Source organism: Vibrio antiquarius (genome assembly GCF_000024825.1).
Classification (GTDB): domain Bacteria; phylum Pseudomonadota; class Gammaproteobacteria; order Enterobacterales; family Vibrionaceae; genus Vibrio; species Vibrio diabolicus.
Map to the genome: position 1 here is coordinate 1223301 of NC_013456.1, position 13342 is coordinate 1236642.

General features: G+C 44.8%; 14 protein-coding genes. 6 read left to right on the top strand and 8 right to left on the bottom strand.

All coding sequences use genetic code 11. The features are described from left to right. The 4 genes from csdA to VEA_RS05795 all read right to left on the bottom strand — a co-directional run bounded on the left by csdA (position 1) and on the right by VEA_RS05795 (position 3625). The gene (gene csdA, locus VEA_RS05780; RefSeq protein ID WP_006742561.1) at positions 1-1212 is read right to left on the bottom strand and encodes a cysteine desulfurase CsdA; all 1212 of its coding nucleotides are present in this window, start codon (positions 1210-1212) and stop codon (positions 1-3) included. Then, on the bottom strand, positions 1212-1811 hold the full coding sequence (locus tag VEA_RS05785) for a DJ-1 family glyoxalase III (RefSeq protein WP_006742560.1): 600 nt from the start codon (positions 1809-1811) through the stop codon (positions 1212-1214). The genes csdA and VEA_RS05785 overlap by 1 nt, the downstream gene beginning before the upstream one ends. Next, entirely contained in the window at positions 1808-2698 is an 891-nt protein-coding gene (panE, locus tag VEA_RS05790) for a 2-dehydropantoate 2-reductase (protein WP_006742559.1), read from the bottom strand. Before panE ends, VEA_RS05785 begins: the two co-directional genes overlap by 4 nt. Positions 2699-2806: 108 nt before the next feature. After that, positions 2807-3625, bottom strand: coding sequence for a nucleoside-specific channel-forming Tsx family protein (locus tag VEA_RS05795; protein ID WP_006742558.1), 819 nt, complete (start codon positions 3623-3625; stop codon positions 2807-2809). 323 nt (positions 3626-3948) lie between these two features. Here VEA_RS05795 and VEA_RS05800 point away from each other — a divergent pair, with 323 nt between their 5' ends. From VEA_RS05800 to VEA_RS05815, 4 genes are read left to right on the top strand one after another with little or no spacing between them, the layout of a single operon-like run. Further along, positions 3949-4545 carry an LON peptidase substrate-binding domain-containing protein gene (locus VEA_RS05800; RefSeq protein ID WP_005380253.1) on the top strand — a complete coding sequence of 199 codons (597 nt, stop codon included), beginning with the start codon at positions 3949-3951 and terminating at the stop codon, positions 4543-4545. Then, the gene (locus VEA_RS05805; RefSeq protein WP_006742557.1) at positions 4542-5900 is read left to right on the top strand and encodes a DUF4397 domain-containing protein; all 1359 of its coding nucleotides are present in this window, start codon (positions 4542-4544) and stop codon (positions 5898-5900) included. Before VEA_RS05800 ends, VEA_RS05805 begins: the two co-directional genes overlap by 4 nt. Before the next feature lie 44 nt (positions 5901-5944). Beyond that, positions 5945-6529 carry an RNA polymerase sigma factor gene (locus VEA_RS05810; RefSeq protein ID WP_005380255.1) on the top strand — a complete coding sequence of 195 codons (585 nt, stop codon included), beginning with the start codon at positions 5945-5947 and terminating at the stop codon, positions 6527-6529. Next, positions 6526-7185, top strand: coding sequence for a ChrR family anti-sigma-E factor (locus VEA_RS05815; RefSeq protein WP_006742555.1), 660 nt, complete (start codon positions 6526-6528; stop codon positions 7183-7185). The genes VEA_RS05810 and VEA_RS05815 overlap by 4 nt, the downstream gene beginning before the upstream one ends. 63 nt (positions 7186-7248) lie before the next feature. On the opposite strand, the gene VEA_RS05820 is transcribed toward VEA_RS05815, so the two are convergent. The 4 genes from VEA_RS05820 to VEA_RS05835 form a co-directional block, all read right to left on the bottom strand. Next, the gene (locus VEA_RS05820; protein WP_006742554.1) at positions 7249-8601 is read right to left on the bottom strand and encodes an AmpG family muropeptide MFS transporter; all 1353 of its coding nucleotides are present in this window, start codon (positions 8599-8601) and stop codon (positions 7249-7251) included. Positions 8602-8672: 71 nt separating this feature from the next. Then, positions 8673-9218, bottom strand: a complete 546-nt coding sequence (locus VEA_RS05825; RefSeq protein ID WP_012841483.1) for a peptidylprolyl isomerase — start codon at positions 9216-9218, stop codon at positions 8673-8675. Beyond that, the gene (locus VEA_RS05830) at positions 9218-9787 is read right to left on the bottom strand and encodes a YajG family lipoprotein (protein WP_012841484.1); all 570 of its coding nucleotides are present in this window, start codon (positions 9785-9787) and stop codon (positions 9218-9220) included. The genes VEA_RS05825 and VEA_RS05830 overlap by 1 nt, the downstream gene beginning before the upstream one ends. Before the next feature lie 32 nt (positions 9788-9819). After that, a complete protein-coding gene (locus tag VEA_RS05835) occupies positions 9820-10974 on the bottom strand; it encodes a methyltransferase (protein WP_006742553.1) in 1155 nt (384 codons plus the stop codon). A gap of 243 nt (positions 10975-11217) precedes the next feature. On the opposite strand from VEA_RS05835, the gene bolA reads away from it, so the two are divergent. Then, positions 11218-11526 (top strand): transcriptional regulator BolA, encoded by a 309-nt coding sequence (bolA, locus tag VEA_RS05840; protein ID WP_005380262.1) that lies wholly within the window; start codon positions 11218-11220, stop codon positions 11524-11526. A 473-nt stretch (positions 11527-11999) separates the two neighbouring features. Continuing rightward, positions 12000-13340 (top strand): Na(+)-translocating NADH-quinone reductase subunit A, encoded by a 1341-nt coding sequence (locus VEA_RS05850; RefSeq protein WP_041853022.1) that lies wholly within the window; start codon positions 12000-12002, stop codon positions 13338-13340. Positions 13341-13342 lie beyond the last annotated feature (2 nt).

A 13342-nucleotide genomic window follows, 5' to 3' on the forward strand; every position in this document is an offset into this window, starting at 1 on the left:
TTATAACATGTCGACGGCTTTCTCTACGGCGGCGATGAGCCTATCCACATCTTCTGCCGTGTTATAAATACCAAAAGAAACGCGTACCGTTCCTTTGACGTTTAGCGCATCCATCAATGGGTGAGCGCAATGGTGTCCTGCTCGTACCGCAATGCCTTGTTGATCGAGCAGCGTCGCCATGTCTTGGTGATGAACGCCGTCCATTACGAACGTCAGTACAGAGGCATTCGGTTGATAGCCTAGAATATGGATGTCATCCAACGCGTTTAGTGCTCGGTAGGCCTTATCCTGAAGCACATGGAGATGATCCTCGACTTCGTGATAGTCAAAGCCTTGGTACCACTCAATGGCTTTCGCTAAAGCAATCGCGCCCGCTACGTTTGGTGTGCCCGCTTCAAATTTGCCAGGAAGTGCTGAAAAGGTCGTTTTCTCGAAAGAAACGCGCTCAACCATTTTACCGCCGCCGTGCCATGGTGGCATAGCTTCTAATAACTCTAGTTTGCCGTATAGGACGCCAATACCTGTTGGCGCATAAAGCTTGTGACCTGAGAAAACGTAAAAATCGATATCTGATACCGATAAATCAAGCTGCTCATGGACGATGCCTTGAGCGCCATCAATCACAACAACCGCGCCAACGCTGTGCGCTAGTTCAGTGATTTTTTCGATAGGTTGTCGTGTGCCCGTGACGTTGGTGATTTGCGCACAAGCAACAATTTTACAGCGGTCAGACAGAAGCGCCTTAAATGCACTGATGTCGAACTGGCAATCTGATGTCATTGGAACTTTTATGACTTTGGCGCCCGTTTGCTCTGCCACGATTTGCCAAGGCACGATGTTAGCGTGGTGCTCCATCTCGCTAATCAAGATCTCATCACCCGGTTGTAACGTGCTGCGGGCGTAAGTCTGAGCAATTAAGTTCAGTGCTTCGGTTGCGCCCCGTGTCCAAATGATCTCTTTAGAGCTGTTTGCACCAATAAAGTTTGCCACTCGTTCTCGTGCCGCTTCAAATTGGCTGGTGGCATTAGCCGTTAAACTATGACTGCCACGGTGAACATTGGCATTTTGCGCACTGTAGTAATGACTGATGACATCAATCACACATTGCGGTTTTTGCGTTGTGGCTGCGCTATCTAGATACACTAAGGGCGTATCGTTGACGGATTGATTTAGAGCGGGAAATTGCTCACGTACAGAATTTACGTCAAACATTATTCTTCACCAAGCTTATGGTAATGCAGAGTAGGCAGAGGGATCATTGGTTCAGCAACTGACCATGCGTGTTTTTTACCTGAGAGTTGAATGATTACTTCCATTGCGAACTCTAAAGCAGTGCCCGGACCTTGACTGGTGATCAGGTTGTGGTTGATATCAAAGGTCACGCGTTTGCTGCGCCACTTCTCTTCCGGGATATGTGACTGAAAGCTCGGGTGACAGGTCATCAGTGATTGTGGGAAAAGATCATGGTGTTGCAATACCAACGCCGGTGCTGCGCAGATAGCAGCGACCAACTTTCCCTCGTAGATGTGCTGCTTAAGGATTTCTATCATCACCGTGCTATCACGGAAAATTTCTGCACCACCAACACCACCAGAAAGCGCTATGGCGTCAAACTCATCATCAGCGATATCGACCAGCTTACAATCGGCTGTTAATGTGACTCCGCGAGAAGCTTTCATCGTCAATGAGCCATCAAAAGCAGCACTCGCTACCGTAACGTCATAACCCGCGCGAACCATCATGTCGATAACGGTGACGGCTTCCATTTCTTCGGTGCCCGGAGCGATTGGCACTAAGATTTTCTTACTCATTGTTCTGTCCAGCTTTGTTCTATTTGTTTGATGCGTTGGTAAAGTTTTAAATTCTCAGGCGTATTGATGCGATGTTTCTCGGCTGCCTTTAACAAGTATCCGGTTATAAAATCAATTTCCGTTCGACGCTGATGGAATACGTCTTGTCTCATTGAAGAATAGTTCTCAGCTGTGGCGTTCACCACTTGCATTACCGTATCGAAAAGAGAGCGAAACTCTATAGCAATACCTTCTTTACTCATTACTTCAACCAATTCTTGAGTGATGCTTTCGAGTTGTATCTTAAACTCGGGCTGCGCAAGCTCACCATTCTTACACTGGTGAATCGCAGTCAGTGGGTTAATCGCGCAGTTAATTGCTAACTTAGTCCATAACGCAGATTGGATGTGTGGATTCCAAATGGCCTCTGGAAGGGCATGATGCATAACATCTTGCAGAAAAGCGCACTGCATTCCCTTGTCATTATAACCACCCACTTGCGTTGTTCCGTGACCGGTATGCAGTACGTGTTGGTTATCTGGTTTGTATGCGCCGTGCGTCGTTGTGGCGAGCACTATCGGATTGTTTGGCACAACCGTCTCCACGCCAGAGGCGGTACCCATACCATTGTGCATCAGCATGATAATCGTGTCTGCGTTGATATGAGGCAGTAAAGGCTGAATGGCGTCTTCCACTTGCCAAGCTTTTACCGTGATCAAAATGAGATCCGCTTGATTTACGGAGGAAATATCTTGATTACTGAATACGATTGCGGGTGTGTCATCCAACTGAAGTGATTGTTGGCTCTCTGAACTTCTTCCCCACAATGAAACATTGTGCCCGGCAAGCTGAAATTTTGTTGCCCAGAGTGAGCCCACCGCACCTGGACCGAGGATAAGGATATTCACCAAACGCTCTCATTAAAAAGGTTTGCTGCAAGGATAATGAGGGAAAAAAGGAAAGCAAATAAATATGGCGCCGAAAGGCGCCATTTTTGATGAAACTTAGTGGTTCAATTAGAACTTGTAAGTTACAGCTACATAGTGACCTACACCAGAAGACTCTGGCTTATGACCCCATGGTAGAGCTTCGCCATCTTTAAAGCCGTATACGTCTTTGTATAGCTTCAGACCGTAGCCAACAGCAAAGCGGTCAGAGTGCCAGTAGATGCCGTTGAACATAGCACCGCCGTTAGATGCTGTAGTGTTGAACTTATTGCCTTTGTCGTCATCCATACCGAATTGGTAATCAATGTAACCTTGGTAAGAAATGAATGAGCCGTTCTCGAAGAAGTAGAATGGTTTGAACCAGTTAGTAGAAACTTGGAAACCGTTCCAGTCTTTTTTGTTGCCATCGTATGTACCGTAAAGGTTTAGGCCAACTTTGCCGAACCAAGGTACCATTACGTCAGAACCTAGACCGATTTTTTGAGAGTTAACATCAGAGTTACCACCCCACTCGATTAGAGTTGCAACGTATAGCTCTTGAACTGGACCGAAAGATAGGTCTTTACCAGTTACTGCATCTAGAGACATACGTGGAGCAAATTTCATGAAGATTTTCTCGCCACCAGCTTTGTCGCTGCCTGGATCAGAAGCTAGGTTGAATACGTCAACGTAGCCGTATAGATCGAAAATACCAGAGCGACCGCCAAATTCCATCTCTAGGTAATCATGAGAAGATTCAGCATAACCTTTCTCGTTGAATGCACCCATTAGGTTAAATTGCATCCACTTGTAATCGTTTTTGTGGATATCGCCGTCAGAGTAATCTGCCGCCATAACTGGAGCTGAAGTAGCCGCTAGAAGGCTAAGAGCTAAAAGTGATTTACGCATAAGGGGACTCTCTATGTTTGTAATGATTCAGAACACGCAATCTGTGCTGCGCTTTCCAATTGGCGGGAATAATAGCGATAAAAATCCCAAATGAAAGTGATAAAGGGTGCAAAATTGAACGTTTTTGGTGAGTTGCGTCACGAAATTATCTTTATTTACGGAACTTTTTGTTTGTTGCATTTAATTGCAATAAATATGTGATTTGGATCGTTTGCGTAAGCGATTTTATGACTTTTTAAGCCAGTCGATTAACCAACATAAATCGTTAGTGATCGGAGTGATAAGGGATTCGTATGTATCGGTGAATCAAAGAGGACGTTTGAATGAAAGAAGTCATGTTATTCCCACTCACTTCAGTTGTACTCCCTGAAGGTAAAATGAATCTGCGCATTTTTGAGCCACGATATAAGCGAATGGTAAAGGAATGCAGCCTACAAAATGTGGGTTTTGGAGTTTGCCTAGTAGGTAGTGAAGGTGACCCTAAAGACGTGGGAAATGTTTCATCTATCGGAACTTTGGTCAGGATCGTTGATTTTGAAACACTCAGTGATGGTCTTCTTGGTATTACAGTCGCTGGTGAGAAACGCTTTGTTGTCAAACGAGTTCGTGCAGATGCGGACGGCTTACGCCATGCAGAGGTCGAATGGTTAGACAATTGGCAACATCCAGACAACTCACCAGATTTCTTCTATTTAAGCCAGCAGTTATCCCATGTTTATGAAGAGTTTCCTCAACTTGGAAACCTCTACCAGCATCGTTTTTACGATGACTCAGCTTGGGTGACCCAGCGCTGGCTTGAATTACTTCCTTTAGACTGCAATCTGTTCGAACAGCTCGTTGGCGCAGAGAACTGCATTCCTGCGTTGCAATTTCTGACAGAAGCCATAGAAGCCCCGACTAACAAAGAGGCAAGGATATGAAAGGATTTAGCAGAGCTGCGCTAACTATGGTGGCGGCATTAGGACTGGCGGCGTGTGGCTCCGACAGCGACACCATCGAGTATTCCAATTTGCAAGCAGTACATGCGTCTTCTGATGCGCCGCTTGCAAATGTGTGGATAAACGATAAATCATCATTGACAGGTGTTGATTATGGTATGGGTTCTGGTTACATGAAGTTACGTGAGGGCATGAACTCCATTCAAGTTGATGTTCAACTTCCAGGCGATGAAACCGCGACCGTAATACCTAAAACAGAACTAGACCTTGATTCAGACCTCAATTACAACGTGTTCGTTGTTGGTGATGCCAATGGTTCACCAAACCCAGTAGAACCTTTAGTTGTGACTCGCAGCGCCGATTCAATGGCTGATGCCAATAGTTTAGATGTTCAAGTTGTTCATGCAGCGTCTGGCGTTCCTGCCGTTGATCTCTACGTCACTGAGCCAGGGGCTGATCTTGCTAGCGCGACACCGCTTATGAATCTTGCATATAAAGCATCTACAGACGTATTGAACATCCCCGCTGGTGAGTACCAAGTTCGACTTGCTGTTGGGGATAGCGTTGCTTTTGACTCGGGCACAATATCTCTTGCTGCTAATTCAAACTTGACGATTGCCGCTATCAGTACCGGAGATTCAAATAGCACGTCACCGGTTAAGCTGTTGGTATTGGATGGTTCAGGATCTTCTATAATCGAGGATATGGGCAGCCAAGCTGAAGTCAGAGTCGGACATCTTGTCGATGGAGCGCCGATCGTCGATGTCAACGTTAACGGGGCGGCCTTCGGTCCTCTTGCCGACTTAGCGTTCAAAGAGATTCGTGGTTATTTGGATCTCGATGCTGGCGCTTACGATATTGACGTTTACGTGGATGGCACAACAACCAATCCTATTATCGATGTTGACGGATTAATGGTTGCGGGCGGAATGGATTACAGTGTTTACGCAGTCGGTGTTGTTAGCCCAGCGATTGATATCGAACCTCTAGTTGTTGAAGACATGAGACGTGCAGTGGCAACTAGCGCGACGCTGAATGTGACACATGCGGCGGCGAATCCCGTAGCGGAAATGGTGGATATTTATCTCACTACAAGTGCTGGAATAGATGGAAGTGATCCAACTATTGCTAATTTTGCGTACAAAGATAGCGTTCAGGGATTATATGTCGCTGAAGGTACCTATTATGTAACCGTGACAGTGGCAGGCGATCCAAGTACGGTTGCTATTGATTCAGCACCAGTCAATGTGATGAATGGTGTTGTGTATCAAGTGGTTGCCATTGATGATGGGAACAACGGTGGCTTCAACTTGTTGGTTGATGACGTTACCGATTAGGACGAATGGGAGGAGATGACTCCTCCCTAAAATTAAGGCCGATTATGATGAGTGATAGCCCAAAAAAACTGGGGCGCAGTGATTGGAACGATTACATGGACAAAGTGAAAGCTCGAGATAAAGACGCGTTCGCTTTTGTATTCCGTTTTTACGCACCCAAGCTGAAGCAATTCGCTTACAAACATGTTGGTAATGAGCAAGTTGCTATGGAGATGGTGCAAGAGACCATGGCGACAGTTTGGCAGAAAGCGCACCTCTATGATGGGGAAAAGAGCGCGTTATCGACTTGGATATACACCATAATCCGAAACCTATGCTTTGATCTGTTGAGAAAGCAGAAAGGTAAGGAGTTACACATTCATTCTGATGACATTTGGCCGTCAGAATATTATCCACCAGATCTTGTTGATCACTATTCACCAGAGCAAGACATGTTGAAAGAACAGGTGGTTAAATTTTTAGATATTTTACCGAAAAATCAGAGAGACGTTTTACAAGCGGTGTATCTTGAAGAGCTACCTCATCAACAGGTCGCTGAATTATTTGATATACCCCTCGGTACCGTAAAATCCAGGCTGAGGCTTGCAGTAGAAAAGCTAAGGCATTCAATGCATACGGAGCAACTATGAACAAACACCCAGATAACAGCTTGTTAGAAGCATACGCTTCGGGAAGCATTGATGCAGTTTCTGGTCTTGTGGTCGCAACCCATTTAGAAACATGCACCAAGTGCCGAGCTTATGTGAACCAAGTCGAAGCCAGCCAAGCGAATATCGTGAGCGACATCCCCTCTGAATATGTCCCTGAATTCGACGATATGTTCAATGATATTATCAATGCGGAGCCAGCGACAGATAACATCGTTATCCGAGATCCTGCCGCAGTGAATGTTGCAGGAAAGAGCTTTGAGCTTCCCAAAACCTTAGCGCGTTTCTCTGACCTCGTAGGGTCATGGAGAAGTTACGGAGGCAAGGTTTTCAGTGCTCAGATTGATCTAGGGGAAGATGCTCGTGTTAGCTTAATGTACATCGGAGAAGATGTGCAAATCCCTCAACATACGCACAAAGGCTTAGAATCTACATTGATCCTACATGGTGGGTTTAGTGATGAGGATGGCCAATATGAAGAGGGCGATTTGATGATTCGAGACGCGTCAGTGAAGCACAGCCCTTACACTAAAGTCGGAGAAGATTGCTTGTGTTTAACCGTATTGACCGAGCCGATGATCTTTACTCAAGGTGTGGCACGTATATTTAATATGTTTGGCAAAGGGCTATACCCATAGACCTCTTATCTCATATCTCGCAAAACAAAAACCACCGAATTCGGTGGTTTTTTGATGCGCTTCTTAGTGCTTGTGACGTGCTTTTTCTAATAAAGCATCAAAGTAATGTCGTAGCGAGTACAACATAATCAAGCTTGGCACGACCATAACAGCGGTAAGCACAAAGAACGTGCTCCAGTCATTGAGGTAGTCAACCAGTTCTCCACTGAAAGAAGCAAGAGTCGTTCGTCCGAAGTTCCCCAAAGAGGCAAGCAACGCATACTGAGTTGCCGAGAATGCTTGTCCGGTTAGAATCGTCAAAAATGAAACAAAAGCGACGGTTGAGAAAGCAGTTGTAAAGTTATCGACAATAATGGTTGCTAAATACAGGTGCTCATTTGGGCCTACCGATGCAATCCAAGCAAACATCAAGTTGCTGGCAGACATAGCAATACCGCCGATCATTAATCCACGTACAATACCAAACCTGACGTTGAACATGCTTCCGACAAAGGTAAAGAAGATAGTGGCTCCCCATCCGATCAGTTTGGAGTAATAACCAATTTGTTCGTTACTAAAACCAATATCTTTATAGAACGCGATCGACATCCTGCCCAAAAACGCTTCGCCAATTTTGAATAGGAAAACGAACAGTAAAAGAGTAATCGCGACACGGACGCCATTGCGATTAAAGAAGTCAAGGAAAGGTTCTACAACAGTCACAGTAAACCAAGCCACGACTTTTGAACCAACCACTTCTTTGTGGCGTTGTTCAGCGGCAGACTGAAGTTGTTCGCGTTGAGTCTTAGGCTCTCCGACTAAAATCGTAAAGACCATTAGAATGCCGACTATCACCGCCATCCCGTAATACACGCCATTCCAACCGACACTATCAGCATTAACAAACGCTAAATAACCTGGTAATGAATAACCTGTCCACCAGCCAATAACTGCCATTGCAGAAGCTTGTGGCAGCTTAGATTCTTCTGATTTTGGGAAAGTATCAATACGAAAAGCATCTATCGCGATGTCTTGTGTGGCTGATGCGGTTGCAATACACAAGGCGAGTAGAGACGCAAACACCAAGTTCTCTGCTGGATTCACGCCCGCAATAAATACCGTCGCGACGAGTACAATACTTTGACAGAAGAAAATCCAGCTACGCCTTTGTCCAAGTAGTCGATAGAGCACCGGTAGCTTCACCCGGTCTACGAGTGGCGCCCAGAGAAAGTTAATTGCATAAACCGCAAAGACACTACCAAAGTAGCCTATTGCGGATAGGGTCAAACCAGCGTCTTTTAGCCAGCCAGACATATTTGAACCGATAAGTACCCACGGAAAGCCGCTAGAGCAGCCCAACATGAAAACCCACATGAGTCGTTTATCGAGGTAACTTTTTACCGTTTCCAACCAAGTGATGGAAGGTAATGAAGACATAAATCAATCCAATAAAATGAAGCCGTTGAAAGAGAAAGCCCTTCGATTATTCAAAGGGCTTATCGTTTTGGCTATTTAAGTAGTGTTGCTTTAGTGATGACGATTTGAGTCTCGGGAACATCACGCATACCGCGAGTCGTCGTAGTTGGCTGTTTTGCCATTTTTTGGATAATGTCGAATCCTTCCGTGACCTCGCCAAATACCGCATAACCCGGTGGACGAGCGCCGTAGTTTAGAAAATCATTGTCGACTAAATTGATAAAAAACTGACGAGTAGCAGAGTCAGGCGCGTTGGTGCGTGCCATTGCAATCGTCGCACGGTCGTTATTTAAACCGTTATTACCCTCGTTTTTGATTGGAGCGTAAGTCTTCACCATTTGCATATCTTGGTTAAAGCCACCACCTTGCGCCATAAAGCCTGGAATAACGCGGTGAAAAATAGTGCCTTCATAGCTACCGTCTTCTACATATTTCAGGAAGTTCGCTACCGTAATCGGCGCTTTCTCTTCATTCAGTTCGACAGTAAATGAACCTAACGTTGTTTCAAACGCCACTTTTGGTCCAGCCCAAACGCTGCAGCTGAGTAGCGCGAGAGAAAGAATTGCCTTGCGTAACATTAGAAACGCTCCTGCATGTATTGACGAAGCTCTGGATCATTGGCAATTTCTTTAAGTGTTAATGTCACTACATCATTCAGTGTTTGCTCAATGTCGGCATCAGACGCACTCAATGTGCCAGAACGCTTCGCAGTGCCTGTGTAAGTTTTGACCAGTTTGCCTTCTGGTGTTTCTGCGGTGATTTCAAGCACGACTTTCGCATCCATCTCATTTTCCATCACCGAATGTTTTACGTTAACTAATGCTTCTTGAACGTTTAATTCAATTGCATTGTTGCTGTTTAGATCGGCATGGAAGCCTTGAGATGAAAACTGCTTCTCTAATGCTTCTTCTAACGCAATACGTAAATTCTGTTTAGCATGAAGAGGAAGAATGTTCGAACGGCCGTTATCCACCAACGCCACGTACTGCGCTGCACGTACATCTTTGCTGGTCAAGCTGTAAGTCTTGCCTTGAACAATTGGATTGGTGCTCAGTGTGCTTTCTGGCATCAAATTCAGCTGAGGCTGTTGAGGCGCTGAACACGCAGCAAGCAACGCAACCGAAGCCGCAAGTACCAATTTTCTCATTTTATTATTCCTTTTAACTATTTTGCTAAAGCTTATTTTGCGCTTAATTTAGCAGGATTTTTTGTGGCCTGTAAAATCACAAACTTATTGTTGGAAGCGATAAGTTTCACATTCTTATCGCCAAACAGCCGTTTTAGTTTTGCGTCGTAACCAAGATGACGATTTCCAATCACCAGTAACTTACCACCTTCACTCAATACTTGCTTTGCATCACAGAACATTTGCCAAGCAATATGATCGGTGATTGCCTGCTGTTGGTGAAAGGGTGGGTTACACATAATCATAGAGCAGCTGTTGTGTTTAAAACCGTCCAAACAATTGTTTGCAACACACTGTATGTCTCTATCTTCACCAAGGTTATCTAGCAGGTTCTGCTTCGCGGACTCAAGCGCCATAAAGCTTTCATCAACACATGTTAATCGAGCATTCGGATTCAGCTGACCAAACTTCACAGACAAAACACCATTACCGCAACCGAGATCGATAACATTATCTACCAATGGGTCTTGAGGTAGGTGCTGCAGCATAAAACGCGCACCTAAATCTAAGCTTTCTCCTGAATAGACATTTGGCATGTTCTTGAGTTCGATATCTTCGCCATCAACGCGCCAAGTAGTGAAAGGGCTCACTTCAATTGTTGGTTCAACCGTTGCTTGAGCAAATACCAATCGGTGCTTTTTCCAGGCCAGAGATGTTTTTGTCTCACCCAAATATTTTTCAAACAGTTTTAGCGTTGAAGTATGAATGTCTTTCGCTTTATTAACTGCAATGACGGGGCAGGATGCAGGCAGTGCTTTTCTTAACTGACTGAGTATCCAAACGAGGTGACGGTTACTTTTTGGCAGTTGCAGCAATACGAGATCAGTATTGGAAGGTACGGGGTCCATCGTGGTTGCAAATGCTACCTTATTGCACTGGTTTTGCTCAAGGTTCTGCAGCACACCCTTATGAGAAATGAATGAATCACTCATTAGCGTTACATGGTGCTTTTCTGAAAACCAGCAGGAGAGGGCACCAAAGCTGTCATTAATCACGAGGATGTTTTGATTGTCTGGCAAAGCAAGTTCTTCAACATGATTAATAAGATACTCATCACCGGCATCCCACGCTTGTAGAGTTTCATTGCTGCGTTTTGGGAAACGATGAAGTGTTAAGCTTCGCTCGTGAAGATTCAGTTCGGTTTTCATAGCTAAATGTAAGTTGATTTAGAAATTAAGTGTTATTGTCGCAAATGATGACGTGTCGAGATACAAAAAGCTGTCAAATTTTACGTGTTCAGTGGTGGTCGCTCTCTAGGCATGTTCATGGCGTCAAGCGCTTTGAAATCAGTTGAACGTAAAATGCATCAATAATGAGAGTGATGTTTGAGTGATACACGTCTGCTTTACTTAGGTATATACTTATGGAATTCGCATCAATGAGGAACGAATATGATCCAAGAAATCATAGAGAAGAAACTACACAGTGAGCTGCAACCAAGCTATCTCAAAGTGATTAATGAGAGCTACATGCATAATGTGCCACCAGGCTCGGAGAGTCACTTCAAAGTGATTGTTGTGAGTGATTCGTTCGCGGGACAGCGTTTGATTGGACGCCATCGCCAAGTTCATCAAATTTTGGCAGATGAGCTGGATAACCACATTCATGCACTAGCTATCCATACATACACTGATGAAGAGTGGAAGCGTGAACAAGATGGCGCTCCTGATAGCCCTATGTGTATGGGGGGCGGTCACTAAAGACGCAAAATATAAAGGTGCAGAGAAAAGGTGGCTAAGGCCATCTTTTTTCGTTTTACATTCTTTAGGGGCATTGATGTGGCACAAATTCTGGTTAAAAAATGTGTTAACAGTGTTTCAACAAATGAATGGAAATTGCAGGATATTTCAGGCGATGAATATGACTTTTCCATAAGATATGTATGGAATATGGCATTTGTGCGATCGGTCAAAGTTATGACTATTCTTTGACCTTTTAGACCTGATTCTACCGAAATAACCCCTCTATTCTAATGATTGGTCATGGCATCAAGTTCCTAAAAAATGCTAGACTACGGCACCTGATAAATCTCGCGTATTCCTTGTGACGAGATTTTTAATAGGATGTTGCGATTTTGATGTTTAAAACAACATCAAAACCGGACACTGATGTCGTGTCTAAAAGTTACGCAATCAAAAGAATCTTTTTCCCGATAAAAGTAGTGCAAGTGCGTATGATTACAATAAAGAAGGGCTTGGATCTTCCTATCGCAGGAACTCCATCCCAGGTGATTAATGATGGTAAGACCATCAAAAAAGTCGCCTTGCTTGGCGAAGAGTACGTTGGCATGCGTCCTACCATGCATGTCCGCGTTGGTGATGAAGTGAAAAAAGCGCAAGTTCTTTTTGAAGATAAAAAGAACCCTGGCGTGAAATTTACTGCACCAGCAGCCGGTAAAGTGATCGAAGTTAACCGTGGCGCTAAACGTGTCCTTCAATCTGTAGTGATTGAAGTGGCAGGTGAAGAGCAGGTGACATTTGATAAGTTCGAAGCCGCTCAACTTTCAGGTCTAGATCGTGAAGTGATCAAGACTCAGTTGGTTGACTCTGGCCTATGGACCGCTTTACGTACTCGTCCGTTTAGCAAGGTTCCTGCAATCGAGTCTTCTACTAAGGCTATTTTCGTAACTGCAATGGATACTAATCCATTAGCAGCTAAGCCTGAGTTGATCATTAATGAGCAACAAGAAGCATTCATTGCTGGTCTAGACATTCTTTCAGCCCTGACAGAAGGCAAGGTTTACGTATGTAAATCTGGCACTAGTTTGCCACGCTCTTCACAGTCTAACGTAGAAGAACACGTCTTCGATGGCCCTCACCCAGCAGGTCTTGCTGGCACCCACATGCATTTCCTATACCCAGTGAATGCAGAAAATGTGGCATGGAGCATCAACTACCAAGACGTTATCGCGTTCGGTAAGCTGTTCCTAACTGGTGAGCTATACACAGATCGTGTTGTGTCTCTAGCTGGTCCAGTTGTGAATAACCCTCGTCTAGTTCGTACCGTAATCGGTGCAAGCTTAGATGACCTAACAGATAACGAGCTGATGCCTGGCGAAGTTCGTGTGATTTCTGGTTCTGTACTGACAGGTACACATGCAACTGGTCCACACGCATACCTTGGCCGTTACCATCAACAGGTTTCTGTATTACGTGAAGGCCGTGAGAAAGAACTATTTGGCTGGGCAATGCCTGGTAAGAATAAGTTCTCGGTAACTCGCTCTTTCCTTGGTCACGTATTCAAAGGTCAGTTGTTCAATATGACAACGACGACCAATGGTAGTGATCGTTCAATGGTTCCAATTGGCAACTACGAACGCGTAATGCCTCTAGATATGGAGCCTACTCTGCTGCTTCGTGATCTATGTGCAGGTGATACAGACAGTGCTCAAGCACTGGGTGCGCTTGAACTGGATGAAGAAGATCTAGCATTGTGTACCTTTGTATGTCCAGGTAAGTACGAGTACGGTACGTTACTTCGTGAATGCCTAGATACTATCGAGAAGGAAGGGTAATT